At 63.0% G+C, this 24708-nt stretch carries 26 protein-coding genes; 13 read left to right on the forward strand and 13 right to left on the reverse strand.

The features are described from left to right. Genes NCT32_RS18755 through NCT32_RS18770 form a run of 4 tightly spaced genes read right to left on the reverse strand, consistent with a single transcriptional unit; the run spans position 1 to position 4592 of the window. The gene (locus tag NCT32_RS18755) at positions 1–1191 is read right to left on the reverse strand and encodes an ABC transporter substrate-binding protein (protein WP_061118038.1); all 1191 of its coding nucleotides are present in this window, start codon (positions 1189–1191) and stop codon (positions 1–3) included. Positions 1192–1225: 34 nt separating this feature from the next. Beyond that, positions 1226–1933: an ABC transporter ATP-binding protein gene (locus tag NCT32_RS18760; RefSeq protein WP_061118037.1), complete on the reverse strand. Its 708-nt coding sequence runs from the start codon at positions 1931–1933 to the stop codon at positions 1226–1228. Then, positions 1930–2715, reverse strand: a complete 786-nt coding sequence (locus NCT32_RS18765) for an ABC transporter ATP-binding protein (protein ID WP_061118036.1) — start codon at positions 2713–2715, stop codon at positions 1930–1932. Before NCT32_RS18765 ends, NCT32_RS18760 begins: the two co-directional genes overlap by 4 nt. Continuing rightward, positions 2712–4592, reverse strand: coding sequence for an ABC transporter permease (locus NCT32_RS18770; RefSeq protein WP_061118035.1), 1881 nt, complete (start codon positions 4590–4592; stop codon positions 2712–2714). Before NCT32_RS18770 ends, NCT32_RS18765 begins: the two co-directional genes overlap by 4 nt. 549 nt (positions 4593–5141) lie before the next feature. Here NCT32_RS18770 and NCT32_RS18780 point away from each other — a divergent pair. Both NCT32_RS18780 and NCT32_RS18785 read left to right on the forward strand, forming a co-directional pair. Then, complete coding sequence (locus NCT32_RS18780; protein WP_061118033.1) at positions 5142–6476, forward strand: glutamine synthetase family protein; 1335 nt, start codon at positions 5142–5144, stop codon at positions 6474–6476. Between the two features lie 13 nt (positions 6477–6489). After that, a complete protein-coding gene (locus NCT32_RS18785) occupies positions 6490–7866 on the forward strand; it encodes an aspartate aminotransferase family protein (protein WP_061118032.1) in 1377 nt (458 codons plus the stop codon). Here the strand turns inward: NCT32_RS18785 and NCT32_RS18790 are convergent. Both NCT32_RS18790 and NCT32_RS18795 read right to left on the reverse strand, forming a co-directional pair. Then, positions 7850–8746 carry a LysR family transcriptional regulator gene (locus tag NCT32_RS18790; protein WP_061118031.1) on the reverse strand — a complete coding sequence of 299 codons (897 nt, stop codon included), beginning with the start codon at positions 8744–8746 and terminating at the stop codon, positions 7850–7852. The two genes, NCT32_RS18785 and NCT32_RS18790, sit on opposite strands and share 17 nt — an antisense overlap. A 67-nt stretch (positions 8747–8813) precedes the next feature. Beyond that, positions 8814–9767 (reverse strand): 2-hydroxyacid dehydrogenase, encoded by a 954-nt coding sequence (locus tag NCT32_RS18795; RefSeq protein WP_061118142.1) that lies wholly within the window; start codon positions 9765–9767, stop codon positions 8814–8816. 329 nt (positions 9768–10096) lie between these two features. On the opposite strand from NCT32_RS18795, the gene NCT32_RS18800 reads away from it, so the two are divergent. After that, positions 10097–11479 (forward strand): MFS transporter, encoded by a 1383-nt coding sequence (locus NCT32_RS18800; RefSeq protein ID WP_061118030.1) that lies wholly within the window; start codon positions 10097–10099, stop codon positions 11477–11479. A gap of 61 nt (positions 11480–11540) precedes the next feature. On the opposite strand, the gene NCT32_RS18805 is transcribed toward NCT32_RS18800, so the two are convergent. Beyond that, entirely contained in the window at positions 11541–12176 is a 636-nt protein-coding gene (locus NCT32_RS18805; protein ID WP_061118029.1) for a TetR/AcrR family transcriptional regulator, read from the reverse strand. Between the two features lie 168 nt (positions 12177–12344). On the opposite strand from NCT32_RS18805, the gene NCT32_RS18810 reads away from it, so the two are divergent. The 4 genes from NCT32_RS18810 to folE all read left to right on the forward strand — a co-directional run bounded on the left by NCT32_RS18810 (position 12345) and on the right by folE (position 14242). Beyond that, positions 12345–12776 carry a nuclear transport factor 2 family protein gene (locus tag NCT32_RS18810; RefSeq protein ID WP_061118141.1) on the forward strand — a complete coding sequence of 144 codons (432 nt, stop codon included), beginning with the start codon at positions 12345–12347 and terminating at the stop codon, positions 12774–12776. A 14-nt stretch (positions 12777–12790) separates the two neighbouring features. Continuing rightward, the gene (locus NCT32_RS18815) at positions 12791–13234 is read left to right on the forward strand and encodes a VOC family protein (RefSeq protein ID WP_061118028.1); all 444 of its coding nucleotides are present in this window, start codon (positions 12791–12793) and stop codon (positions 13232–13234) included. Positions 13235–13306: 72 nt separating this feature from the next. After that, on the forward strand, positions 13307–13510 hold the full coding sequence (locus NCT32_RS18820; protein WP_250477459.1) for a hypothetical protein: 204 nt from the start codon (positions 13307–13309) through the stop codon (positions 13508–13510). An 81-nt stretch (positions 13511–13591) separates the two neighbouring features. Continuing rightward, positions 13592–14242, forward strand: a complete 651-nt coding sequence (gene folE / locus NCT32_RS18825) for a GTP cyclohydrolase I FolE (RefSeq protein WP_061118026.1) — start codon at positions 13592–13594, stop codon at positions 14240–14242. A 57-nt stretch (positions 14243–14299) separates the two neighbouring features. Here the strand turns inward: folE and epsC are convergent, their stop codons facing one another. Both epsC and NCT32_RS18835 read right to left on the reverse strand, forming a co-directional pair. Then, positions 14300–15292 (reverse strand): serine O-acetyltransferase EpsC, encoded by a 993-nt coding sequence (epsC, locus tag NCT32_RS18830; protein WP_250477460.1) that lies wholly within the window; start codon positions 15290–15292, stop codon positions 14300–14302. 134 nt (positions 15293–15426) lie between these two features. After that, complete coding sequence (locus NCT32_RS18835; RefSeq protein WP_061118025.1) at positions 15427–15660, reverse strand: hypothetical protein; 234 nt, start codon at positions 15658–15660, stop codon at positions 15427–15429. A gap of 281 nt (positions 15661–15941) precedes the next feature. Here NCT32_RS18835 and NCT32_RS18840 point away from each other — a divergent pair, with 281 nt between their 5' ends. Beyond that, on the forward strand, positions 15942–16562 hold the full coding sequence (locus NCT32_RS18840; protein ID WP_061118024.1) for a DUF3005 domain-containing protein: 621 nt from the start codon (positions 15942–15944) through the stop codon (positions 16560–16562). Between the two features lie 86 nt (positions 16563–16648). On the opposite strand, the gene NCT32_RS18845 is transcribed toward NCT32_RS18840, so the two are convergent. Then, positions 16649–16807 carry a hypothetical protein gene (locus tag NCT32_RS18845; protein WP_250477461.1) on the reverse strand — a complete coding sequence of 53 codons (159 nt, stop codon included), beginning with the start codon at positions 16805–16807 and terminating at the stop codon, positions 16649–16651. A gap of 176 nt (positions 16808–16983) precedes the next feature. Between NCT32_RS18845 and NCT32_RS18850 the strand changes: the two genes are divergently transcribed. The 3 genes from NCT32_RS18850 to NCT32_RS18860 all read left to right on the forward strand — a co-directional run bounded on the left by NCT32_RS18850 (position 16984) and on the right by NCT32_RS18860 (position 18673). Continuing rightward, positions 16984–17439 (forward strand): hypothetical protein, encoded by a 456-nt coding sequence (locus tag NCT32_RS18850; RefSeq protein ID WP_250490475.1) that lies wholly within the window; start codon positions 16984–16986, stop codon positions 17437–17439. Between the two features lie 125 nt (positions 17440–17564). Beyond that, positions 17565–18164 carry a short chain dehydrogenase gene (locus tag NCT32_RS18855; RefSeq protein WP_061118022.1) on the forward strand — a complete coding sequence of 200 codons (600 nt, stop codon included), beginning with the start codon at positions 17565–17567 and terminating at the stop codon, positions 18162–18164. A gap of 83 nt (positions 18165–18247) precedes the next feature. Next, on the forward strand, positions 18248–18673 hold the full coding sequence (locus tag NCT32_RS18860) for a GNAT family N-acetyltransferase (RefSeq protein ID WP_061118021.1): 426 nt from the start codon (positions 18248–18250) through the stop codon (positions 18671–18673). Here NCT32_RS18860 and NCT32_RS18865 read toward each other — a convergent pair. The 3 genes from NCT32_RS18865 to NCT32_RS18875 all read right to left on the reverse strand — a co-directional run bounded on the left by NCT32_RS18865 (position 18670) and on the right by NCT32_RS18875 (position 23002). After that, the gene (locus NCT32_RS18865; protein WP_061118020.1) at positions 18670–19608 is read right to left on the reverse strand and encodes an SMP-30/gluconolactonase/LRE family protein; all 939 of its coding nucleotides are present in this window, start codon (positions 19606–19608) and stop codon (positions 18670–18672) included. The genes NCT32_RS18860 and NCT32_RS18865 overlap by 4 nt on opposite strands. Before the next feature lie 56 nt (positions 19609–19664). Continuing rightward, complete coding sequence (locus NCT32_RS18870; RefSeq protein ID WP_250477462.1) at positions 19665–21239, reverse strand: aldehyde dehydrogenase (NADP(+)); 1575 nt, start codon at positions 21237–21239, stop codon at positions 19665–19667. 233 nt (positions 21240–21472) lie between these two features. Continuing rightward, positions 21473–23002, reverse strand: a complete 1530-nt coding sequence (locus NCT32_RS18875) for an MFS transporter (protein WP_061118018.1) — start codon at positions 23000–23002, stop codon at positions 21473–21475. Positions 23003–23276: 274 nt separating this feature from the next. Here NCT32_RS18875 and NCT32_RS18880 point away from each other — a divergent pair, with 274 nt between their 5' ends. Together NCT32_RS18880 and NCT32_RS18885 are read left to right on the forward strand one after the other, a co-directional pair. Further along, positions 23277–23750, forward strand: a complete 474-nt coding sequence (locus NCT32_RS18880) for a universal stress protein (protein ID WP_061118139.1) — start codon at positions 23277–23279, stop codon at positions 23748–23750. A gap of 106 nt (positions 23751–23856) precedes the next feature. Then, positions 23857–24576 (forward strand): helix-turn-helix domain-containing protein, encoded by a 720-nt coding sequence (locus NCT32_RS18885; protein ID WP_086960996.1) that lies wholly within the window; start codon positions 23857–23859, stop codon positions 24574–24576. Positions 24577–24708: the final 132 nt, after the last annotated feature.

Raw genomic sequence — 24708 nt, forward strand, 5'->3', positions numbered from 1 at the left:
TCAGTCCGCCGGACGCAGTTTCTTCACTTCTTCATCCGATGGCTGCACGCTCGCGCCATCGACATAACGGAACGACGTCATCACGCCCTTGCCGTCCTTCAGGCCCGTCACACCGACATACGCGCCCATCGTCGATTGATTGTCCTGCTTGCGGTACGTGATCGGGCCGAACGGCGTATCGACGGGCAAGCCCTTGAATGCGGCGGCGAGCTTGTCGGCATCGGGTGAGCCGGCTTTCTTCAGGCCGTTGGCGATCGACATCATCGCGGTATAGCCCACGACCGAGCCCAGGCGCGGATAGTCGTGATACTTCGCCTCGTAGGCGGCGACGAATTTCTTGTTCTCCGGGGTATCGATCGAATACCACGGATAGCCCGTGACGATCCAGCCGACCGGCGCTTCCTTGCCGAGCGGATCGAGATAATCCGGCTCGCCCGTCAGCAGCGACACGACCGCGCGATCCTTGAAGAGTCCGCGCGTGTTGCCCTCGCGGACGAACTTGCCGAGGTCGGCGCTGAACAGCACGTTGAAGATGGCGTCGGGCTTTGCATCGGCGAGCGCTTGCGTCACCGCGCCCGCATCGACGTTGCCGAGCGGGGTCGCCTGCTCCGCGACGAATTCCACATCCGGCTGCGCCGCCTTCAGCAGGCGCTTGAACGTGGCCACAGCCGACTGGCCGTACTCGTAGTTCGGATAGACGAGCGCCCAGCGCTTCTTCCTGAGCTTCGCGGCTTCGGGCACGAGCATCGCGACCTGCATGTACGTCGACGGGCGCAGACGATACGTGTACTTGTTGCCGTCCTGCCAGACGATCTTGTCGGTGAGCGGCTCGGCCGCGAGGAAGAAGATGCGCCGTTGCTTCGCAAAGTCCGCAAGCGCGAGGCCCGTATTCGACAGATAACCGCCGAACAACAACTTCACCTGCTCGCGCGCGACGAGTTCTTGCGCGACCCGAACCGTATCGCCGGGATTGCCGTTGTCATCGCGCGAGACGACTTCGAGCTTGTTGCCATTGATGCCGCCCGCCGCGTTGATCTCGTCGAGCGCCAGATTCCAGCCGTTCTTGTACGGCAGAAGAAATGCAGGCTGTGCCTTGTAGCTATTGATCTCGCCGATCTTGATGGTGTCGGCGTGCGCGGCGAATGCGAGACTCGCTGCAATGGCGGCGAGGGTTAAGCGCAGTGGCGTCATCGGGTTCTGTCCTCTCTGTTTAGATTCGATTCGTTCATACGCCAAGGAATTCGCGGCGCGCGGCATCGTCGCGGGCGAATGCGTTCATCGCGCCTTCATGGCGTATCTGGCCTCTTTCCAGCACATATACGCGGTCGCTGACGAGTTCCGCGAAGTGCAGGTTCTGTTCCGACAAAAGAATCGCGAGCCCTTCGCGCTTCAGTTCGAGAATCATATCGGCCATCTGTTCCACGATGACGGGCGCGACACCCTCCGAGGGCTCGTCGAGCAACACGAGGCGCGGATTGCCCATCAGCGTGCGCGATACCGTAAGCATCTGCTGCTCACCGCCGCTCATGCGGCTCGCGCGGCGGCCGCGCATTTCGCCGAGATTCGGGAACACGCGAAAGAGCTTTTCTGGCGTCCACAAGGGCGCATCGTCGCGCGGCGGCTGGCGGCCTGTGTCGAGATTCTCCATCACGGTCAGCTCGCCGAAAACGCGCCGGTCTTCCGGCACATACCCCAAGCCCCGTCGCGCGATGCGATAAGGCGCCATGCCCGCGATGCTCTCGCCCATGAACGACACCGTGCCCGATACGCGCGGCAGGAGTCCCATCACCGCTTTCATCGTCGTGGATTTACCCGCGCCGTTTCGGCCCATCAACGCGACCACTTCGCCGCGACCGACTTCGAAGCCGACGTCGAACAGGATCTGCGCGCGGCCATAGAACGCGTTGAGCGCGTCGACTTTCAGCAGCGTCATGTGGCTGCCCCCGTCTTCAACGCCGTGCGCGGCGCGAACGATGCACCCGTGCCGAGATAGACCTCACGCACGCGCGCGTCGTTGCGGATGGCTTCGGCATCGCCTTCTGCGATGAGGCGGCCGCGCGCGAGCACGATGAGCTTGTCCGCATGCGAAAACACCACGTCCATGCTGTGCTCGGTGAACAGCACGCCGATGTCGCGCTCTTTCGCGAGGCGCGCGGTGAGCGCCATCAGTTCATTGCGTTCCTGCGGCGCCATGCCCGCGGTCGGTTCGTCCATCAGAAGCAGCTTTGGACGATTCGCAAGCGCGATCGCCAGTTCGACGCGCTTCACGTCGCCGTATGCAAGCACCGCGCAACTGCGCTGCGCGTGCGCCGTCATGCCGACGAGATCGAGCAAGGCCATCGCTTCGGTTTCGCTGAATGACGCGACGCGCCCGAAAAGACGATAGATGCGCCGCTCGCGCGACAGCAACGCCATCTGCACGTTTTCGAGCACGGTCATGGAATTGAAGGTCGCGGCGATCTGGAATGTGCGGCCCACGCCGAGACGCCAGATATCGCGCGGACGCATGCCCGCGATATCGCGGCCGTCGAAACGAATCGCGCCCGCGCCCGGCTTGAGCTGACCGTTGATCATGTTGAAGCACGTCGACTTGCCCGCGCCGTTCGGGCCGATCAGCGCGAGCAACTGCCCTGCCTGAAGGTCGAACGATACGTCGTCGACGGCCTGCACGCCGTCGAACGACTTCGACAGATGCGCGATCGAAAGCAGCGTCATTGCGCCTCCGGGAAGAAGCGCTCGCGCACGAAGCCTGCGATGCCCTGCGGAAACGCGATGACGAGCACGAGGATCGTGGCACCGAGCAGCGCCTGCCAGTAGTCGGTCTGACGCGCGACGCTATCCTGCAGCCAGGTGAACACGCTCGCGCCGACGATCGGGCCCGTGAGCGTCTGGATGCCGCCGAGCAGGACCATCACGAGGCCATCGACGGAACGGCCCACGCTGATCGCTTCGGGCGAGATGTTGCCTTTCGAGAACGCGTAAAGCGAGCCCGCGAGTCCGCAGATGAGAGCGGCGACGACGAACGCGGCCCATTGCACGCGCGCGACATCGATGCCGATCGCTTCGGCGCGCAACGGCGAATCGCGACCCGCGCGCATCGCGAGGCCGAGCGGCGAGAAGATCATGCGGCGCAGCAGCCACACGCCGATCACCGCGAACACGAGCGTGAGGTAATAGAACGCGACAGGCGACGCAAGCCACGGCGACGGCCAGATGCCCAGTATGCCGTTGCTCCCGCCCGTCACGGCGTCCCATTGATAGACGACGGACCAGACGATTTGCGCGAACGCGAGCGTGAGCATCGCGAGATAGACACCCGAGAGGCGCACGCAGAACCAGCCGAACACGATCGCGCCGATGCCCGCGATCAACGGACCGAGCACGAGCGCGGCTTCCATCGGCAGCGCGAATACTTTGAGAAACAGTGCCGCGCCGTATGCACCGAGACCGAAGTACGCCGCGTGACCGAACGAGTGCATGCCGCCCGGCCCCATGATGAAGTGCAGGCTCGCCGCGAACAGCACCGCGATCATGATCTCGACGAACAGCACGGGCATGTACGGGAAAGCATCGGCGGCGAGCGGCGCCAGCGCAAGCGCGGTTACAGCGACAGCCGCGGCGATATTCATGTTGCGCGTGGCGGGACGCAAAGGCCGGTCCGCGGGCGCGGCAGTTCGTGCGATCGCCTGTGCGCGGCCGAAAAGTCCCCACGGACGCAGCACGAGCACGACGGCCATCACGACGAACTCCGCGACGAGCGTGAACTTCGACAACGAAAAGTCGATGCCCGCGATCGACACATGCCCGATGCCGATGCACATCGCCTTGATCTCGGCGATCAATAGCGCCGCGACGAACGCGCCCGGAATCGAACCCATGCCGCCGACCACGACGACGACGAACGCATTGCCGATGGTTTCGATATCCAGCGACAGATTCGCCGACATGCGGGGCACCTGCAGCGCGCCGCCGAGCCCAGCGAGCATCGCGCCCACGAAAAACACGCCAGTGAAGAGCCACGCCTGATTGACGCCGAGCGCCCCGAGCATTTCACGATCCGCGCTGGCCGCGCGCACGAGCGTGCCCCAGCGCGTGCGCGTGAGCGCATACCACAGCGCGAGCAGCACGAGCGGCCCGATGACGATCAACGCGAGATCGTAAGCGGGCAGCGCATGATCGAGCATCTGCACCGCCCCTTCCAGATGCGGCGCGCGCGGGCCGAACAGATCTTCCGGTCCCCACAGATAGAGCGCCGCATCGCGAATGATCAGCACCAGCGCGAATGTGGCCAGCAGATGAAACAGTTCGGGCGCGCGATAGATGCGCCTGAGCACGCTCACTTCGATCGCCGCGCCGATCCCGCCGACGACAAGCGCAGCGCCCAGCACCGACGCCCAGAAGCCCGCGACGCTTTCGCCGAAGCGGCTCGTCAGGCTATACGCGACATACACGCCGAGCATGTAGAGCGAGCCATGCGCGAAGTTGACGATGCGCGTGACCCCGAAGATCAGGGAGAGACCCGACGCGACAAGAAAGAGCGCGCAGGCATCGGCGAGGCCGTTGACGAGTTGGACGAGCAGGTTGGAGAGCATCGGGCTCTGTGGGCCGCTGTGGGCGTATCGGCTGAAAGAGCCGACATTATCGATGAATTGGGCAACATGCTCCCTTCTCGGCAAAATCGCCACATGTGCGCCCAATGGAAAAAACGTATTGACGGCGTTTATGTCTTGTATATGCTCATTGAAGGGCAATTGTCGGCATCTGCAATCGCTCTGCAAATCAACTCGCCAAACGAGTCTTATCGTGAAAGTCCAAAGCCCTCTGGCACGTCGGAGCCGCGGCTCCTGCGCCGATCGCTGCGGCAAGCTTCCCGATCGCCGCTTCCTGTCGGTTCTGACTGTCCTCTCGCGCCGCTGCGTGCGGCGTCGCAACGCCGTTTCCGCTCGCGCGTTCATCGCCGTCCATTGCGTCGGCGCCGCTTCGCTGCTGCCGTAGCGCCTCTTCCGTTCTTCCCTTCCTGACTGACGGGTCCGCGCGCGTGCGTCTGCACGCGTGAATGCGCGCGCCTTCCTTCTTTGCGCCTTTGCGATGCATCGCGAAGGCCGTGGAAGCATGCGCGCCTTTAAAACACGAGAACGACAATGGAACGCATCGACGAATTTCTTCGAAAGCATCACATCACTGAAGTTGAAGCCATCATTCCCGACATGGCGGGCACCGCGCGCGGGAAGATCATTCCGCGCAGCAAGTTCGAATCGGGCGAATCGATGCGCCTGCCGCAAGCCGTGATGATCCAGACGGTGACGGGCGACTATCCCGTCGATGGCAGCTTCACCGGCGTCACCGATCCCGACATGGTGTGCGTGCCCGATCCCGCGACGATCCGCCTGATTCCGTGGGCCGTCGATCCCACGGCGCAAGTCATCCACGATTGCGTGCATTTCGACGGCACGCCCGTCGCAATTTCGCCGCGACGCGTGTTGCGTGAAGTGCTGCGGAAATTCGCCGCGAAAGGCTGGCGTCCTGTCGTCGGGCCGGAACTGGAATTCTTTCTCGTCGATATGAACCGCGATCCCGATCTGCCCTTGCAGCCGCCCGTGGGCAGAACCGGGCGCGCGGAAACGGGACGTCAGGCGTACTCGATCGATGCGGTCAACGAGTTCGATCCGCTCTTCGAAGACATCTACGCGTATTGCGAAGTGCAGGAACTCGAAGTGGATACGCTGATTCACGAAGTGGGTGCGGCGCAGATGGAAATCAACTTCATGCATGGCGATGCGCTCAATCTCGCGGACCGTGTGTTTCTCTTCAAGCGCACGGTGCGCGAGGCGGCGCTGCGTCACAAGATGTATGCGACCTTCATGGCGAAGCCGATGGAGAACGAGCCCGGCTCGGCGATGCATGTTCATCAGAGCGTGGTCGATGAAGACACCGGACGCAATCTCTTCACGAATCGAGAAGGCGAACCGACGGGCCTCTTCTATAGCTACGTCGCGGGCCTGCAGAAATACACGCCCGCGCTCATGCCGATTTTCGCGCCTTACATCAATTCGTATCGCAGGCTATCGCGCTTCATGGCCGCGCCCATCAACGTGCAATGGGGCTACGACAACCGCACCGTGGGATTTCGCGTGCCGCATGCGTCGCCGCAGGCGCGGCGCATCGAGAATCGCATACCGGGCGTGGACTGCAATCCTTATCTCGCGATCGCGGCGACACTGGCCGCGGGTTATCTCGGCATGACGCAGCATCTGGAGCCGACCGAGCCGCTCGCGAGCGACGGCTATCGCCAGCCGTATCAGTTGCCGCGCAATCTCGATGAGGGTCTCACGTTGATGGGTGCATGCGAGCCGCTCGCCGACATGTTCGGCGAGAAGTTCGTGCGCGCCTATCTCGCGTTGAAGGAGACCGAATACGAAGCGTTCTTCCGCGTGATCAGTTCGTGGGAACGCAAGCATCTGCTGCTGCACGTTTGAAGGAGACGACGACATGAACGATCGAATCGATTCGACGGCACATTACCGCGCGCTCGATGCCGCGCATCATCTGCATCCTTTCTCCGATATGAGCGCCCTCAATCGAACGGGCAGCCGCGTGATCGTACAGGCCGAGGGCGTGTATCTCCGGGACTCGGAGGGCAATCGCATCATCGATGGCATGGCCGGATTGTGGTGTGTGAACGTGGGCTATGGACGACGCGAACTCGCCGACGCCGCGATGAAGCAGATGCAGGAACTGCCCTACTACAACACCTTCTTCAAGACGACGCATCCGCCGGTGATCGAATTGTCCGCGCTGCTCGCGGCGCTCACGCCTGCGAAGTTCAATCGCTTTCTCTACTGCAACAGCGGCTCGGAAGCCAACGATACCGCGCTGCGCGCGGTGCATCGCTATTGGGCCGTGCAAGGCCGGCCGATGAAGCGTCATGTCATTGCGCGCACGAATGCGTATCACGGCTCGACCATCGCGGGCGCGACGCTCGGTGGCATGAATTACATGCACGAGCAGATGCCCTCGAAGATGGAGCATGTCGCGCATATCGGTCAGCCTTACTGGTTCGGCGAAGGCGGCGCAATGAGTGCGGAAGCGTTCGGCATCGCGCGTGCGCGTCAGCTCGAAGAAAAGATCCTCGAACTGGGCGCGGCGAACGTCGCAGCGTTCATCGGCGAGCCGTTTCAAGGCGCGGGCGGCGTCATCTTTCCGCCATCGAGCTACTGGCCTGAAATCGAACGCATCTGCCGCAAGCATGATGTGCTGCTGATCGCTGATGAGGTTATCGGCGGATTCGGGCGCACGGGCGAATGGTTCGCGCACGAGCATTTCGGTTTCGAGCCGGATGTCATCACGATGGCCAAAGGCCTCACGAGCGGCTATGTGCCGATGGGCGCGGTCGGGCTGTCGGATCGCATCGCGGATGCCATCGTGAACAGCGGCGAGTTCAATCACGGCTTCACGTATTCGGGGCATCCGGTTGCGGCCGCGGTCGCGGTGGCCAATCTGAAGCTGTTGCGCGACGAAGGCATCGTCGCGCACGTCAAGCACCATGCGGGGCCGTATTTCCAGAAGCGCCTGCGTGAGGCGTTAGGCGATCATCCGATCGTCGGCGAGATTGCGGGCGCGGGTCTCGTTGCGGGGATTCAGCTTGCCGAAGATCGTGCGACGAGGAAGCGCTTTTTGAATGGCGACGATATCGGCACGATATGCCGTGACTTCTGTTTCGCGGGCAATCTCGTGATGCGCGCGAGTCACGATCGGATGTTGTTGTCGCCGCCGCTCGTCGTCACGCACGACGAGATAGACGAGATAGTCGACAAAGCCAGAGCCGCGATCGACGCAACGGCGCGTCAAATCAGGAACGCCGCGTAGCGAAGTGGTCCGCCGCCATGTGCCTGAAGGCCGTGACGGCGGGATTGTCCTGATCGGAACGCCACGCCATGCTCATTTCGGCCTGCACGGTATTGCCGGCGATTTCCCTGAACTCGACATTGTCGTAGTGAAATCGTTGCGATGACGCGGGCAGGATCGAAACGCCCAATCCCGCCCGAACGAGCGACAGAATGGTCGGCGTCTGATCGATGTATTGCGTGAAATGCGGCTTCACTTCATCGGCCACGAGCATGCTCACGATGCGGTCATGAAAGTATTTGCCGTGCGTGGGTGAATGCATGATGAAGGCCTGCTCGTTCAACTGCGCGAGTTCGAGTCGATCGAAGCGGCACAACGCGTGTCCCGCCGGCAGCGCGACGATCATCGGCTCACGGTCGACGAGAAGGAACTGCACTTTCTGCCGCGACGGCAGCGGCCGCATGAAGCCCAGATCGATTGCGTTTGCCTCGAAAGCCTCGATCTGCGCGACGGAAATCATTTCGAGCAGGACGACGTCGATATCCGGCAAATCCCGCTTCGCCGCGACGAGCAATTCGGGTATCAACTCATAGCCCGCGGCGCCCGTGAAGCCGATGCGCACGCGCCCGGTCTTGCCTTTGCTCGCACGACGCACCGTGCTTTCGGCCTGCTCGGAGAGATTGAGCAGGCGCGTCGCATCCGCGAGAAACACGCGCCCTTCCGTGGTCAGCCTGACCGTGCGCCCGACGCGCTCGAACAGCTTCACGCCGAGATTTTCTTCGAGCAGATGAATCTGCCTGGAAAGCGGCGGCTGTGTCATGTTGAGCAATGCGGCCGCGCGCCGGAAGTTCAGCTCCGTCGCGGCAGCGACGAAGCAACGCACTTGTCCGAGATCGAGCATTCGTAATCGACGTTGAAGTGATAGCCGATCATTATATGTTCGCCCCGGACGGCTTCATGCGCACGCGTCAGGTCGTGAGGCTGCCATCGGGACGCTGACCCGCGAGACCTTGCGCGAGACTCGCGAGCACCATCTCGCCCATCGCCGTGCGCGATTCCACCGTCGCGCTCGCGCGATGCGCCTGCAGCACGACGCGGTCCATATCGAACAGTTCGGCCGGCACGTTCGGTTCATCGACGAACACGTCGAGGCCCGCGCCCGCGATCGTGCCACGCGACAGCGCTTCGACGAGGTCGCTTTCCACGACGAGCTTGCCGCGCGCAATGTTGATGAGATAACCCTCCTTGCCCAATGCATCGAGCACCGCTGCGTTCACGATGCCTTTGGCCTTATCGGCCGCGGCGGCCAGCACGAGAATGTCGCTTTCGCGTGCGAGCGAGAGCAGATCCGGCACGAAGCGATAGTCGCTATCGTCCATGCGGCGCATATCGGTATAAGCGATCGGGCAGTTGAATGCGGCTGCGCGCTGCGCGATCGCGCGACCCACTTTGCCGAGGCCCACGATTCCCACGCGCTTGCCGCTGAAACGGCGCGACAGCGGGATCGCGCCGGGGTTCGGGTTCTTCACCCATTTGCCGGTCTTCACGAAATCGTTGCCGGGGCAGATCTCGCGCAGCACGGCGAGGATCAAACCAATCGCGAGATCGGCGACATCTTCGGTCAGCGCGCCGAACGTGCCCGTCACTGGAAGGCCGCGCGAGCGTGCGAATTCGAGATCGACCGCATCGGTGCCGACACCGTTCACCGCGATCACCTGCAACGCGGGCAAGCGCTCGATGAGATCGTTCGAGATGCCCGTATGCCCGCCGGTGATCACGCCGCGAATCGAGGCGCCATGCTCACGGATATACGCGTCCTTATCCTCCTTTTCGAAGAGGCGATGCATCGTATAGAGCGCATCCAGCTTTTCGTTGATGGCCGGTACGAGGATCGGGTTCAGTTGCAGAATGCTCGGCTTCAATTCGCGTGCTCCATGATGTTCGTTTCCGATGTGGAGCGCATGATGTCTGCTTTTGCCGGACACGTCCAATCCCAAAAGGCTATCAATTGATCCACGTATCGACGCATGACCGGCAGTGTTCTTATCGATTCAATTCGGGAATCAGGTAATAGCAATAAAAGATTGGACGCTCTTGCGCACCATCCCCACAATTCGAAGCATAAGAAGGCATATCGACAATAAAGCCTTGAAAATGACATCGGAGACAACAGCGTGAGCCTGCGCCCTACCCGCTTCCCATTCATTCGCCTCCTTCAAGCCGCAGCGCATGCACCACGGGAGGCGTCGCGATGAACAACGCTGACGGCATCATTGCGCCCTCGAAGGCGGAACCTTTCGCGGAGAAGCCCACGAAACACCGTTGGGTCGTGATGGGACTGATCTTCTGCATCTGGGCCATCGCATGTGCGGACCGCGCCAACTTCGGCATCGCGCTGCCGTATCTGAAGAAGGAATATCACATCACCAATACCGAAGCCGGTCTGATCGTCAGCCTGTTTTCGTTCGCGTATGGCTTCGTGCAGATTCCCGTTGGACTGCTTTACAAGCGACTCGGCAACAAAACGACGGGCTTGCTGTTCTCGGTCTTCATGATCCTCACTTCCGTGTTCACCGGATTGATGGGCACCACGTCGTCGGTAATCTTGCTGATGACGTATCGCGTGGGGCTCGGCTTGTCGGAAGGGCCGCTCGGCATCGGCTGCACGAACGTCATCAATCGCTGGTTTCCCGCGAAGGAAAAAGGCACGGCCACCGGCCTGTGGATCGCGGCATCGAAGCTCGGGCCGCTGATCGTGCCTTCGGTATGCATCATCGTGATTCAGTTGTGGGGATGGCGGGAGATCTTCTATGTGTTCGCGGTGCCGGGGATTCTGCTCGCCGTGGTGTGGATGTTCTTCGTCACCAACTCGCCCGGCGAGAACCGTTTCTGCTCGCCCGCCGAGCGCCGTTACATCGCCGATGAAACAATCGTCGGCGGCAATAGCGGCAAGTCGCTGTCCCGCGCGCACATGACGCCGATGCCCCGGCTCGACGCGATCAATCGCACGAAGCGCGTGCCGCAACTCGAGACGATTCGCCAGGTCTTCGGCTCGTGGAACATCTTCGGCATCGCGCTCGGTTATGGCTGCATGATCGGCATCAGCAATATTTTCATCTCGTGGATTCCCACGTATCTCGTCACCGTGAAAGGCTTCGCTTCAGTGAAGATGGGCTTTCTCGCCTCGGCGCCTTTCATCGGCGCGGTCGCGGGCAACATGCTTGGCGGCATCATCTCGGACCGCCTGCTCGGCGGCCGCCGCAAGCCCATGATGATGCTCGGCGCGCTCGGCACGATGATCATGACGTTCCTGTTGATAGATGCGCCCGATAGCGTCGCTTATCTCGGTGCAGCCCTCATGCTGGCGGGCCTCATGCTAGGCATCGGCTTCGCGGGTTACTCCGCATATCCGATGGGTCTCGCGACCAAAGCAACGTACCCGACGGCGTTCGGTATCGTGAACTCGCTGGGGCAGATCGGCGGCGCATGCGCCCCGCTCGCGGTCGGCCTGCTGCTCGACAGCTATAGCTGGACCGCCGTTTTTCTCTACATGGTCGGGACGTCGACGCTATGCCTGTTGTTGCTCTTCAGCGTGGTCGAGCCGATAGCCGGCGAGACGCAGTCCGCGAAGTAATCGTATCGATCACACGAATCGCGCCGCTTGATACGGCGCGATTCGTATCTCAGACTCGCATTCAAAGTCCGTTCTCGACCATATCGAGCAAGCGCCCGGCAAGCGGCTCGATCTGCGCGCGCTTCAATCCCTGCAACGGGCCTTCGATCACGAGCAGCGCGAAACCATGCACCGCGCTCCACGCGAGATATTCCGCTTCGGGCCTGCGCTTCGCATCGAGTGCGCCCGCGTCCACCATGTCATCCAGCGCCCGGCTGAGCAACTGAAAGGGATCGAGTCCGCTCGGCCCTGCGCCATACGGCTCATCATGTTCCGCCCATTCCGCTTGCGGCGCTGCGAAGGCCGTACGAAAAAGACCCGTCTCCGTCTGCGCAAAACGCAGATAACCCGTGCCGATAGCCCGCAATCCCGCGCGCGCCGCATCGGCGCGGCGGCGCTTTTTTGGGCGCGCGGCCAGTTCCTCTTCCATTGCCTGCGCGACGAACGACAGCGCCGCCGAGCGCACCGCCGATAGCAATTCCTGACGGCTCTCGAAGTGACGATAGGCCGCGTTCGGAACGACGCCTGCCCGACGCGTCGCCTCGCGCAGGACGATCGCATCCGGCCCGCCTTCGCGCGCCAGTTCGATGCCCGCTTCGATCAGCGCGCGTCGCAAATCCCCATGCCGGTAAGTACTGCGCGGCTTGCCATTTGTCATTTCGATTCGTTGGGCTTTCCATATGTGGACACTGTCCATTATCTCTGCTACTTTTTGTGGACGGTGTCCACAACGAGAAAAATAATTCCGCTTCGGTGCTTGCCGTTGCATTGTCACGACGCGGCGGCATCGTGTGCGATGTGGGTCGTCATACGGAAGGAGGCAGCCATGACAAAGCCGAACGATCGTGCGCAGTCGGATGAAAATGTCGCGCGCATTCGCGAACTGATCGAAGCGTGGCGACAGGCGGTGCTCGCGAAAGACGTCGAGGCACTCGTGAGCCACTACGCGCCGGATGTCGTCGTGTTCGATGTCGTGCCGCCCGCGTCTATCCAGGGCATCGCGCACTATCGCGAGAACTGGCAGCGCTGGTTCGACAGCATGAAAGGCCCGCTTGCGTTCGAGATGCGGGAAGTGGAAGTGGCCGCGAGCGGCGATCTGGCTTATGCGCACTCCGTCAACCGGGTCGCCGTGGGCGAGCAGGAGGACATCGTGCGCGCCACCGTGTGCTTCAGAAAGATCGACGGTGACTGGCGCGTCGTGCACGAGCACGCATCAGTGCCGCTCACGATGGATATGGACCCTGACGAGAAGTCATAACTCAAGGAGCAGACATGCAAGTGCAACCCTATTTGTTTTTCGAAGGCCGCTGCGAAGAGGCGATCACGTTCTATCGCGAGAGTCTGGGCGCGCAAGTCGTCATGATGATGCGCTACAGCGAAAACCCGGAAGCCGGCAAGGCTGAGACGGCCAGCGGCTGCGGCATTCCGCCGGGATCGGAAAACAAGATCATGCACTCGGCGTTCACCATCGGCGATTCCATGCTGATGGGTTCCGACGGCATGTGCAGCGGCAAGCCGGACTTCAAGGGCGTATCGCTCTCGCTCACGGCAAACGACGAACAGCAGGCGGAGAAATACTTCAACGCGCTGTCCAACGGCGGGCAGGTGCAAATGCCGATGACCCAAACGTTCTTCGCCAAGCGCTTCGGCATGGTGGCCGACAAGTTCGGCGTTTCATGGATGGTGCTCGGCGGCGTGGAAGGCAAGCCCGCGTGATCGTCAACTGTAGCACCGTCTGGAACGGGTCTTGCGCGCCTTTCACCGCATCAATTCGAAAGGAGCCGTGACATGAGCAACTATGCCGGACGTTCTCAGGAAGACCGCATCGCGCAGCGCAAGGGCAAGCAGCCAACTTCGCAGGAACAGCCGGGCGGGCCCATGGCCGAGCCCGGCACGGAACCCGACAAGGATCACAGCAGCGGCCAGTTGTCAGAGGAAGGCAAGCAGGCATGGCGCACGGGTTCAGGCATCGATGGAGGCGGAAAAACCTGACACGTATATCGACCTTCGGAAACGTGGAACAATGGCGGGGTGCCAGATGCACTAATTGCACCTTGATGACAGGAGCTTTCGATGAGCGCCCCGCGCAAAAACCATCTTTCAGGCTCGGACATGCCAGCTGACCCAGCCGATCGTCCGACCCGCGAGGAAGCCGAAGCCGCCGTGCGTGTTCTGTTGCGCTGGGCCGGCGACGACCCGAGGCGCGAAGGCCTGCTCGACACACCAGGCCGCGTCGTGCGCGCGTATGAAGAGTTCTTCGCGGGTTATACGCAAAATCCGCACGATATTCTCGCGCGTACGTTTTCCGAAGTGCAGGGCTATGACGAGATGATCGTCCTGAAGGACATTCGTTTCGAAAGCTATTGCGAGCATCACATGGTGCCGATCATCGGGCGCGCGCACGTTGCGTATCTGCCCAACAAGCGCGTTGTCGGCATTTCGAAGCTCGCGCGTCTCGTCGATGCCTTCGCGAAGCGTCTGCAGATTCAGGAGAAGATGACCGCGCAGATCGCGGATACGCTCAACGAAGTGCTGCAGCCGCTCGGCGTCGGCGTGATTCTCGAAGCCGCGCATCAGTGCATGTCGACGCGCGGCGTGCACAAGGCGGGCGTGTCGATGGTCACGTCGCGCATGCTCGGATCGTTTCGCGACGATCCATCGACGCGGCGCGAATTTCTTTCCATCGTCAGCGATCAGAGCGCGTTCAGCGTGTCGAATACATAAGGCCGCCAGCCAAAACGGACACGCAAAAAGAAAAGGGCCTCGCGGCCCTTTTGTCATTTATGCGCCGAAGCCATTGCCGGGCGCATCTGGCCCGCTGCCCTCGCGGATCTTGCCCTGCGACACGTTGCTCCCCGGCGGCACGCTGTGCGTGAGCCACACGTTGCCGCCGATCACCGAGCCTTTGCCGATGGTCACGCGCCCGAGAATCGTCGCGCCCGCGTAGATGACGACATCGTCCTCGACGATCGGATGCCGCGCGTTGCCCTTGACGAGCGAGCCATCGCTCATCGATGGAAAGCTCTTCGCGCCGAGCGTCACGGCCTGATAGACGCGCACATGTTGCCCGATCACCGCTGTCTCGCCGATCACCACGCCCGTGCCGTGATCGATGAAGAAACTCGGCCCGATAGTGGCGCCCGGATGAATGTCGATGCCCGTCAGCGAATGCGCGATCTCGTTGATGAAGCGTGCCAGCAGCGGCACGCCGAGCTTGTGCAACGCGTGCGCGAGGCGATGATGCGTCATCGCCCACACGCCCGGATAGCACAGCAGAATCTCGGTGACGTGCTGCGCGGCCGGATCGCCCGTGAAGGCGGCCTGAATATCGCTGACCAGTAACGCGCGGATCTGCGGCAACTGCGAGCCGAATTCACGCGCGATCGCAAAGGCTTGCGCGGAGAGCGTGGCATCGTCGGTATCGCGATGCTCGGGCAGGAAGCGCAGCGCGCGGCGAATCTGTTCGTGCAGCAGGCGCAAGGTGCTTTCGAGCGTCTGGCCGACGTAGTAATCGACGCTTTCGTCGGTCAGATCCGGCGCGCCGTAATGCGTGGGAAAGAGCGCCGAGCGCAAGCCGTTGACGATCTTCACGATCGCCTCGCGCGACGGCAACTCGCGTATGCCGAGCGGATGCCGTGTGCGATGCAGTTCTTCGCGCGACTGGCGCAGATCCGCGACGATGTGAGCGAGACCCCACTCCTGAGCCGTGTCACGTGTATTGTCTCGGGATGTTTCGAGGGGCGGTACGATGCCGGGCGTGGGCGTGTTCTGCATGTCGGCCATGAAGCAAGAGAAGCGGCCGTCGCACTCGCGCACGACGGGGGAAACTTCAAGAGTAACCGGTTTTGCAGAAGCCTGCCGCCCGCGGCCCGTGCGTTTGCGTGCACGCGGTTTCATCGGGACATCGCTCAGACGGTTACGTTGCTTGCGTCGATCCAGCGCACGGCCCAGTCGCGCGCGTGCGCGATGGCATCGCCCTCGTTGCAAAATCGCAAGTCGGACGGAAAGAAGCGGTTCGCGACGAGCTCGCCATCGCTCGATCGCGAGATCACCACATACGGCTGGTAGCTGCCATCTCCGGCCCGGGCGGGCGCGCAGTTTAGAAGGTAGCCTCGATGTGAAAAGGCTGCATCGTGTTGCATGAGTCACCTGTGTGAAAGTGCCCTGCTCGTTCGAATCGCATTGCTCTTCTTCGACGGCAACGAAACGCGCCCTCCTTGTTGCTCGCGTCTCCACAGTTGCACTTTGCCGCCGACAGGTTCCAAATAATACTTGCAGGAAATAGGCTTGGGGACGAAAAAAAAACCCGAAATTTTGGGTGTCCGTTAAGGCGCCCTCCGGCAAGGCTCGCGGTTCCGTCGCCAAATATCCGGAACGAGTCTTGCATCGGGGCTTGTCAGTTCATGTCCAACGGAGCAACGCGATGAACAACGCTGAATCGAACCAGACGCAGACGCAGGAGAAGCAAAAGGATCAGGTCGCCGAGAGCCCGATCAAAACGCCCGCTGCCGAAACCGCGCACGTCAAGATGAGCGACGCGACGAAGGCCGCGTCGGGCGGAGAGGCCCACGCGGGCGCGGGCGCGGCCGTGAAAACGGAAAGGACGAAGGAAGGCATGCATGTGGGTCCGCAGGGTTTCTATGAAAAGCCCCCGCGCGGCGTCGATGTCGCCAACGATGACGGGCTCGACGACACCGTCGATGCCGACGCGAAGAGCATTCATGCAAGGCGCGAAGGGGAAATGCTCGCACGCGAGCCAGACACAGTAATCAATTCGAATGCGACGACGGTGAACTTCGTGCCCGAACCCGGCGACGGACTCGGCGGTTTCGACAGCCGTCCGGGGCGCAACGGCGTGCTGCTCGCGCTCGAGCGCGGCTATCACCTGATCGATCGCGGCATGGTTGCGCCGACTGTGCCCGAGGTCGAAGACAAGGTCCGCTTCGAAGCACGCGACGCGCACGGCCATACACTGCGCGGCCGCAAGCACTATGCGCTCAATCACTTGCGCCCCTCGCGGCTATTCGAACTCAAGCGCGGCTGAGGTGTATGAGGGCCGCGCATACATCAAGCAAAGAGCCGCATGGAATATGCGGCTCTTTTTTGTTCAAAGTGCTTTCAGTCTTGCTTTCAGCCTTCCTTCTTTTCGTCCTTGTCCTGATCGGGTTCGATGCGCGTCACGCCGCCCGTCGCGGGCGGATCGCTTGCGGGAAAGGTATCTTCGACAGCCTTGTCGACATCGTCTTCGTCACGTTCCGAATGAGGATGCTGTTCCTTCACGTTGCTCATTGTCGCTCCTGTGGTTGTGCGCCCCGTTCACATGATGCGCAGCAATACGCGTTCCCCGACCTGGCACGGCGTATGCGCATAGGCACCGCCAGCGAAGCGCCGCATTGCGGCACAAGCGATTGCGGGCGACAAGACGACCGACCAAGGTCTCGAATCGATAAAAGGGGAAAGACAAAATGACGACCATTCACGCGTACGACGCCTGTCCGTCAGAATCCGCTGAAGGCGCGCCGCTTCCGACCACGACCCGCCACATCGTCACGCCCGAACAGCGCTTCACATCCGCAATCGCATGTCTCGGTGCGGCCTACGCGCTCTCCTGGGCGGAGTTTGCGCTGACGCTCGCGATTGGCCTTCCCGGCGATGCGTCGAGTCATCCGCTCGCGGCATCGATTGCGTCGCGCGTGCTGGTCGGCCTGCTTTACGTGTGCGTCGCGTCGCGGCTGCAATGGGCGCGCTGGCTTGCCATCGCGATCGGTTTCGTTTCGGTCGCGCTCGTTGCGCCCACGCTCGCGTTGCAATGGCATGTGTTCCCGGCGGCCGCGTTCGTGTCCGGCGCGGGACTCGTCTGCAAGTTCGCGGCATCGCTGTATCTCCTTTCGCCGATGCCACCGCGCCTCGCGCCCCGATAGCAATACCGCAGCGTTTCGCTGGCAATTCGAAACGCCCCGTTTGCAATCCTTGAAGCGGGCGCGCCTTTTTCGCGCGTCCGCTCGCTCGCACAATGCAAAGTTCATCAACCGTTGCGAGTCCAGTCATGAAAATCGCTGTCATCGGTGCAACCGGCACGGTCGGCCGGGCGGTCGCCGCCGAACTCAAAGCCCGTCACGAAGTCTTCGAAATCGGCGCCACGCGCGGTGCGCATCGCGTCGATCTGCTCGATCTCGTCAGCATCAAGCGGCTCTTCGATGAAATCGGCCACGTGGATGCGATCGTCGCGACCGCCGGTCACGTGCATTTCGGCCCGCTGATGAAGATGACGCCCGAGCAGTTCCGGCTCGGCCTCGACGACAAGCTGATGGGTCAGGTCAATCTCGTGCTCACCGCGCGCGACTATCTGAACGACGGCGGCTCGTTTACGCTTACGAGCGGCATCGTCGGCGCGGCGCCGATCCGTGAAGGCGCGAGCGCGGCGGCCGTGAACGGCGCGATCGAAGGCTTCGTCCGCGGCGCGGCGATCGAGCTGCCGCGCGGCCTGCGTATCAACGCCGTGAGCCCGACGATGCTCGAAGAAGCGCGCGAAAGCTTCGGTCCGTATTTCCGCGGCTTCGAGGCGGCGAGCGGCGCGCGCGTGGCGCTGGCGTACAGCCGCAGCGTCGAGGGCGCGGAGACCGGGCGTATCTACAACGTGCACTGACACTGACAGACGCGAAGTGTGCATGGAGCGCGGCGCGTCGATCGCTTATGCTCGGCGGATCACGAAGGCCTTGGAGCGGCGCGATGCAGTGGACCCGGGACGAATATCGACTGAGCACGGACATCGACGAGTTCGACTTCGATGTCGTGCACCGTTACCTGAGCGAAGTGGCGTATTGGTCGCCGGGCATCGCGCGTGAGAAGGTCGAGCGCGCCGCGCGTCATTCGCTCGCGTTCGGGCTTTTTCGCGGCGGCGCGCAGATCGGCTACGCGCGCATGATCACCGACACCGCGACCTTCGCCTATCTCGCCGACGTCTTCGTGCTGCCCGAGCATCAGGGCGCGGGCCTCGGAAAGTGGATGATGCAGTGCGTGATGGCGCATCCCGACCTGCAGGGACTGCGCCGCATGATGCTCGTCACATCCGACGCGCACGGGCTCTACGCGCGGCACGGATTCGCCGCGAGCAGGCATCCCGAACGCATCATGGAAAAGATCGCGAAGGCTTAGCCGCCCCTCACGCCCTGTGTGTTGACGTAAAGCGAATAGAGCCCATGGCTCGCCGCCATGAACAGGCGATTGCGATGCCGCCCGCCGAAGCACACGTTCGCGCAGCGCTCCGGTAAATCGATATGGCCGATCGCCTCGCCTTGCGGGGTGAACACGCGCACGCCGTCCAGCTCGGCGTCGCCCATGCCCCAGCCGCACCACAGATTGCCGTGAATGTCGAGGCGAAAGCCATCGGGGGTGCCCGCTCCCGCATCGATCAGCGCACGCGGCTCGCCGAGTTTTCGGCCGCCGTCGAGCACGTCGAACGCGTAGATCTTGCGCGGCGTCGCGCGCGATTCGACGACGTACAGCACCGATTCGTCCGGCGAGAACGCGAGTCCGTTCGGACCGACGAAAGCGTCGATCATCATCGTGATTTCGCCGCTTCGGCCATCGACGCGATACACGCACGGCTTCAACTGCGCTTCGTGCTTCTCGCCTTCATAAAAGCCGTCGATGCCGAAGGTCGGATCGGTGAACCAGATCGAGCCATCCGACTTCACGACGACATCGTTCGGCGAATTCAACGGCTTGCCGTCGTAGCTGTCGGCGATCACGGTGATGGAGCCGTCGTATTCGGTACGCGTCACGCGCCGCGCCAGATGCTCGCAGGTCACGAGCCGGCCTTCGCGGTCGCGCGTGTTGCCGTTCGCGTTGTTCGACGGCTTGCGAAACACGCCGACCTGACCGCTTTCCTCGTCCCATCGCAGGATGCGGTTGTTCGGGATGTCGCTCCAGAGCAGATAGCGGCCGTCGCCGAACCAGACCGGCCCTTCCGACCAGCGCGCGCCCTGATAAAGACATTCCACCGACGCCGATGCGATGCGCAGCGCATTGAAGCGCGGGTCCAGCACGCGCACTGAGGGGTCGGGGTAGCGGCGCGAGTCGCTTGTCATGTGGGTTCATCTCCTTTTATGGATTTTTTGCAAACGCATTCTATTCGCTGCGCGGATCAATTCGGTCCGAGCTGGCCATCGCGCAAGCGCCAGAGCGACAGTGGATTGTCATCTGCCAGCGCCTCGGGCAACAGCGCCGCCGGCAAATCCTGATAACACACCGGCCGCAGAAAGCGTTCGATCGCCATCGCGCCGACCGAGGTCGAGCGGCTGTCGGAGGTCGCCGGATAGGGGCCGCCGTGCACCATTGCGTAGGACACTTCGACGCCCGTCGGAAAGCCGTTCGCGAGAATCCGCCCGGCCTTGCGCTCGAGCACCGGCAAGAGCCGCCGCGCGAGCTCTACATCGTCTTGCTCCATCAGGAGCGTGGCCGTCAGTTGACCCTCGAGACCGCGCGCGACGAGAATCATCTCGTCCTCGTCGCGGCATACGACGATCACCGAGGTCGGCCCGAAAATCTCCTCCGCCAGTTGCGGCTTCGCCAGAAACTCCTCCGCGCTCACGCGATACAGCGCCGGCAGCGCGCCGCTCGACGCCTCGCTCTTTTCACCCGTCGCAATGCGCTTCGCGGACGCATCGCGTTGCTTGACGCCGTCCTCGTAGGCCGCGGCGATGCCCGCCGTGAGCATCGTCTGCGTGCTCTTCTTTTCGATCGCCGCCGCGGCGTTGTCGATGAAGTCATCGAGATCCGGATCCGCGAGCCCGATCACGAGGCCCGGATTCGTGCAAAACTGGCCGACGCCGAGCGTGACCGAATCGATATAGCCCGCCGCCAGCGTATCGCCGCGCGCCGCCAGCGCGCCCGGCAGCGCGAATACCGGATTGACACTGCTCATCTCGGCGAAAACGGGTATCGGCACAGGGCGCTTCGCCGCGATATCGACGAGCGCCAGCCCGCCGCGCCGCGAACCGGTGAAGCCGACCGCCTGGATCGCCGGATGCGCGACGAGCGCCTCGCCGATTGCATTGCCCGCGCCGACGACGAGCGAAAACGTCCCCTCTGGCAAACCGCTGTCCGCGACCGCCTTCTGCACCGCGCGACCGACGAGTTCCGATGTGCCCAGATGGGCCGGATGCGATTTCACGACGACGGGACACCCCGCCGCGAACGCCGACGCCGTATCGCCGCCCGCCACCGAAAACGCCAGCGGAAAGTTGCTCGCGCCGAACACCGCGACCGGCCCGACGGGAATCTTTTGCAAACGCAGGTCCGAACGCGGCAGCGGCTTTCTGTCCGGCTGCGCGGAATCGAGGGTGGCGCAGAGCCATCGGCCCTCGCGCACGAGCGACGCGAACAGGCGCAATTGCCCGACCGTGCGGGCGCGCTCGCCTTCGAGCCGCGCCTTCGGCAGTGCGGATTCGGCCATCGCGCGCTCGATCAGCGTGTCGCCGAGCGCGGTGATGTTGTCGGCGATCGCTTCGAGAAACTGCGCGCGGGTTTCCAACGGTGCGTGGCGATAGTCGTCGAACGCCGCTTCGGCGAGCTCGCACGCGCGCGCGACTTCCGCCGCGCCGCCGCCGCCGAACGCGGGTTCGAGATCGGCATTGCGCGCGGGGTCGAACGCGCGGAGCGTGGCATCGGTGCCCCGCACGGCCGATGCGCCGATCAGCATGTCTCCGGTGATCTTCATGTCAGCTCCTCATCTCTGTTGGCGATGGGCGGCAAGCGCGTCGCGCGGCCGCCCGCACAAGCGAGTGACCCGCGGCCCGCGCAAGCGTTCCGCGCAGGACGTGCGAACCGCCGTCGAGGGAAGTGAAGCAAACGCGGTGCGCGGTCGCGGACAAGGCAGCTTCAGGCTCGAAGCTGTCCGTCCGGCGACGCAAAAACTATAGGCGCGACAAACCGCTTGTCAAAGAACCCGCGTCACGACTTCGGGACGGGCGTCGCGTGCTTCCTGAAGGTAATGTGCGCGATGCGCCGCACCAGCAGCGCGGCCGCGAGCGCCGCGACCGCCGTCAGCATCACGCCGATGTGGATCGACTGCACGAGCGCGTCGCGGGCGGCGTCGAGGAGCGCGGGCGCGTCGAGCCCGGCCGCGTTCAGTTCGGCGAGGATGCGCTCGCGCAGCGCTTCGTCGACGAGAATGCGCGGGTCGGAGAGGCGCGGCAGCCATTGCGTGGACGCCGACGCGCCGAGCACGCTGACCGTGCGCTGCACGACGCTCGCATAGTGATGCGCGACGATCGTCCCGACGATGCTCGTGCCCATCATGCCGCCGACCATGCGCGTCGATTGCAAGAGCGCCGTCGTGATGCCGAAGCGCTCGCGGCCCGCGATTTCCTGCCCGAAGATGTTCATGTTGTTCAGGACGAAGCCGAGGCCGATGCCGGTCGCGGCCATCGGCAGCTCGATCCACAGATGCGGCGTCGTCTCGCGTGCGAACGCCAGCGCGACCGACGCGAACAGGAGCAGCGTGAAGCCGATTGAAAGGATATTCACCGGCTTGCGCATATGAATGACGATGCGCGTATTGATGAAGCTGCCGAGCGCGATGCACGCGGCGATCGGCGTCGCGAGCAGCCCCGCGGCCTGCGGCGAAAGGCCGAAGCCGCCCTGCAGCAGGAGCGGCGCAAAGAAGATCAGCGAGAACATCACGAAGCCCGCCAGGAACGACAGCGTGAAAAGCGTGTTGAGCTGCGCGTCGCGGAAGATGTCGAGCGGGATGATCGGATGCGTCGCACGCCGCTCGCATATCAGGAGTGCCACGGCGCACACCGCCACGCCCGCGCCGAGCGCGAGATTGGCGGTCGTCAGGCCATCCTTCGGCAACGCCTCGATCAGCGCCTGAAAGCCGCCGAGGACCAGCGCGACGAGCGCAGCGCCCGTCCAGTCGATCTTCACGGCGCCTTCGCGCGGCCGGTGCAGGTTGGGCAGATGCGCCCATATGAAGTAGAGGGCGGCCGCGCCGACCGGCAGATTCACGAGGAAGGTCGAACGCCAGCCCCAGTGCTGGCTCATCCACCCGCCGAGCGACGGCCCCGCCGCCGTGCCGATGCCGTACGCCGCCGCGAGCACGACCTGCCAGCGCACGCGGGTGCGCGGATCGGGGAACATATCAGGAATCGCCGCGAACGCGGTGCCGACCATCATTCCCCCGCCGATGCCTTGCAGCCCGCGCGCGAGCACGAGGAACAACATGCTGGGCGCGAGCCCGCACAGCACCGACGCGACCGTGAACGTGATCACCGCCGCGAGCACGAAGGGCTTGCGCCCGAAATAATCGCCGAGCCGCCCGAATACCGGAACCGTGACGACCGACGCCAGCAGATAGGCGCTCGCGATCCACGCGTAGAACTCGAAGCCGTGCAACTCCGCGACGATCGAGGGCAGCGCGGTGCTGACCACCGTCTGGTCGAGGGCGACGAGCATGTTGACGAGACCGATGCCAAGCATCGCGTAGAGCGCTGTTCTGAACGGTAAAGCAGGCGGCGTTTGAGTCACGGTCGGTCGGGCGGGCTGGGTGGAGAAGTGCTAAAAAGAGGTCGCGCCGCCAATTTTTAAGCGGACGCTGATGTCGAAGAACCACGAATTGTACGGCCTGCCTTGCGCCGGATCGACTTATCGCCAAAGAGCGGCGCGGCGATGCAAGGCCCGGGCTCTATCATGCAAACGCATGAATGACAGCGCATGCCGCGCGCCAATCGATCGTTTCATGGGGAAAACCGACATGTTCAAACGCATTTTCGTCGCCATCGACGGCAGCCGGACTTCCGGGCGCGCCTTCACCGCCGCGTTGGATCTCGCCGTCACGCATCAGGCGATCGTGCAGCCGTATTACGTCGTCGAGTCCGGACCGATGTACTTCGACCTGCCCGGCTACGATCCTTCGTCGCTGCATGCGAGCCTGATGGAGCAAGGCGCCTCGCTCGCGCGCGAAGCCGCCGCGCAGATGAAGGCGCGCGGCGTGACGGGCGAAGTCGTGACCGTCGAGGCAACCGCGAGCGACGACGTCGCGACGCTCATCATCGACGCCGCCAACGCCTTCAACGCCGATTTGCTGATCATGGGCACGCATGGGCGCAAAGGCTTCCAGCGCCTGATTCTCGGCAGTGTCGCCGAGCGGTGTCTTCGTCAGGCCACACTGCCGGTGCTGTTGATTCCATCGGCAGCCGGCGAGGCCGTGGAAAAATCAACCCGATAAGGTAAAAAAGCTTGACGGATGCCCTGGCCGCGTCAATTTTTCACGCGGCCGGGCCGAGGGGCTATGGGACAATCGTTTTGTCATTCATCAACAAAACGAAGCCCAAATGACCGCCTTGTCTGACAACTCCCGCGCGCGTCGCAACTCGGCACATTGCTCGACGTGTGCGATGCGGCATCTCTGCATGCCCGAAGGCCTGTGCGCCAACGACATCGCCAAGCTGGAGAACATCATCTCCGTGACGCGCAAGGTCAAGCGCGGCGACGCCCTCTTTCGCGCCGGCGACCGCTTCGATTCCCTGTTCGCCGTGCGCTCCGGGTCGATCAAGACGGTCATCACGCACGACGGCGGCCGCGAGCAGGTGACGGGACTGTTGCTCGCCGGCGACGCGCTCGGCTTCGAAGGCATCGAGGAAGGCGAGCATACGTGCGCCGCGATCGCACTGGAAGACAGCTCCGTCTGCGTCGTGCCCTATTCGCTCTTCGAGCGCATGTGCCGCGAAACCGACGCGCTGCAAAGGCGCCTGCATCGCATGATGAGCCACGCCGTGAACCGCGAGGCGAACCATGTCGTGAGGCTCGGCATGTTGCGGGCGGACGAGCGTGTCGCGCGGCTGCTGCTCGATTTGTCGTCGCGCCTATCGAAGCGCGGGTACGCGTCCTCGGAGTTCACGCTGCGCATGACGCGCGACGACATGGGCAGCTACCTCGGCATGACGCTCGAAACGGTCAGCCGCACGCTGTCGCGCTTCGACAAGGCGGGTTTCATCGAAACGCAGGGCAAGTTCATCCGTATCCGCGACTTCGACGCCTTGCACGCCGTCTGAAGGAACAGCGCCCGCGATTATTGCGCGTGCGGAAATAATCGCCCTCCATATTTCGGTTGGCACGCGGTTCGCTAAGGTTTAGTCTCTTTTGTTCGGCCAAACGGGCGCTTCGGCGCCCTTTGATCGAATGCG

The sequence above is a fragment of the Caballeronia sp. INML2 genome (assembly GCF_023631365.1).
Lineage (GTDB): Bacteria > Pseudomonadota > Gammaproteobacteria > Burkholderiales > Burkholderiaceae > Caballeronia > Caballeronia turbans.

What these genes read in the sequence shown, in the direction of transcription:
- NCT32_RS18785 (WP_061118032.1), top strand. Translation starts at nt 6,490, where the DNA reads ATGAACGATCGAATCGATTCGACGGCACATTACCGCGCGCTCGATGCC.
- folE (WP_061118026.1), top strand. Translation starts at nt 13,592, where the DNA reads ATGAGCGCCCCGCGCAAAAACCATCTTTCAGGCTCGGACATGCCAGCT.
- NCT32_RS18755 (WP_061118038.1), bottom strand. Translation starts at nt 1,191, where the DNA reads ATGACGCCACTGCGCTTAACCCTCGCCGCCATTGCAGCGAGTCTCGCA.
- NCT32_RS18765 (WP_061118036.1), bottom strand. Translation starts at nt 2,715, where the DNA reads ATGACGCTGCTTTCGATCGCGCATCTGTCGAAGTCGTTCGACGGCGTG.
- NCT32_RS18800 (WP_061118030.1), top strand. Translation starts at nt 10,097, where the DNA reads ATGAACAACGCTGACGGCATCATTGCGCCCTCGAAGGCGGAACCTTTC.
- NCT32_RS18790 (WP_061118031.1), bottom strand. Translation starts at nt 8,746, where the DNA reads ATGCTCGATCTCGGACAAGTGCGTTGCTTCGTCGCTGCCGCGACGGAG.
- NCT32_RS18870 (WP_250477462.1), bottom strand. Translation starts at nt 21,239, where the DNA reads ATGAAGATCACCGGAGACATGCTGATCGGCGCATCGGCCGTGCGGGGC.
- NCT32_RS18780 (WP_061118033.1), top strand. Translation starts at nt 5,142, where the DNA reads ATGGAACGCATCGACGAATTTCTTCGAAAGCATCACATCACTGAAGTT.
- NCT32_RS18805 (WP_061118029.1), bottom strand. Translation starts at nt 12,176, where the DNA reads ATGACAAATGGCAAGCCGCGCAGTACTTACCGGCATGGGGATTTGCGA.
- NCT32_RS18820 (WP_250477459.1), top strand. Translation starts at nt 13,307, where the DNA reads ATGAGCAACTATGCCGGACGTTCTCAGGAAGACCGCATCGCGCAGCGC.
- epsC (WP_250477460.1), bottom strand. Translation starts at nt 15,292, where the DNA reads ATGCAGAACACGCCCACGCCCGGCATCGTACCGCCCCTCGAAACATCC.
- NCT32_RS18760 (WP_061118037.1), bottom strand. Translation starts at nt 1,933, where the DNA reads ATGACGCTGCTGAAAGTCGACGCGCTCAACGCGTTCTATGGCCGCGCG.
- NCT32_RS18860 (WP_061118021.1), top strand. Translation starts at nt 18,248, where the DNA reads ATGCAGTGGACCCGGGACGAATATCGACTGAGCACGGACATCGACGAG.
- NCT32_RS18850 (WP_250490475.1), top strand. Translation starts at nt 16,984, where the DNA reads ATGACGACCATTCACGCGTACGACGCCTGTCCGTCAGAATCCGCTGAA.
- NCT32_RS18865 (WP_061118020.1), bottom strand. Translation starts at nt 19,608, where the DNA reads ATGACAAGCGACTCGCGCCGCTACCCCGACCCCTCAGTGCGCGTGCTG.
- NCT32_RS18885 (WP_086960996.1), top strand. Translation starts at nt 23,857, where the DNA reads ATGACCGCCTTGTCTGACAACTCCCGCGCGCGTCGCAACTCGGCACAT.
- NCT32_RS18845 (WP_250477461.1), bottom strand. Translation starts at nt 16,807, where the DNA reads ATGAGCAACGTGAAGGAACAGCATCCTCATTCGGAACGTGACGAAGAC.
- NCT32_RS18810 (WP_061118141.1), top strand. Translation starts at nt 12,345, where the DNA reads ATGACAAAGCCGAACGATCGTGCGCAGTCGGATGAAAATGTCGCGCGC.
- NCT32_RS18840 (WP_061118024.1), top strand. Translation starts at nt 15,942, where the DNA reads ATGAACAACGCTGAATCGAACCAGACGCAGACGCAGGAGAAGCAAAAG.
- NCT32_RS18815 (WP_061118028.1), top strand. Translation starts at nt 12,791, where the DNA reads ATGCAAGTGCAACCCTATTTGTTTTTCGAAGGCCGCTGCGAAGAGGCG.
- NCT32_RS18770 (WP_061118035.1), bottom strand. Translation starts at nt 4,592, where the DNA reads ATGCTCTCCAACCTGCTCGTCCAACTCGTCAACGGCCTCGCCGATGCC.
- NCT32_RS18855 (WP_061118022.1), top strand. Translation starts at nt 17,565, where the DNA reads ATGAAAATCGCTGTCATCGGTGCAACCGGCACGGTCGGCCGGGCGGTC.
- NCT32_RS18875 (WP_061118018.1), bottom strand. Translation starts at nt 23,002, where the DNA reads ATGCTTGGCATCGGTCTCGTCAACATGCTCGTCGCCCTCGACCAGACG.
- NCT32_RS18880 (WP_061118139.1), top strand. Translation starts at nt 23,277, where the DNA reads ATGTTCAAACGCATTTTCGTCGCCATCGACGGCAGCCGGACTTCCGGG.
- NCT32_RS18835 (WP_061118025.1), bottom strand. Translation starts at nt 15,660, where the DNA reads ATGCAACACGATGCAGCCTTTTCACATCGAGGCTACCTTCTAAACTGC.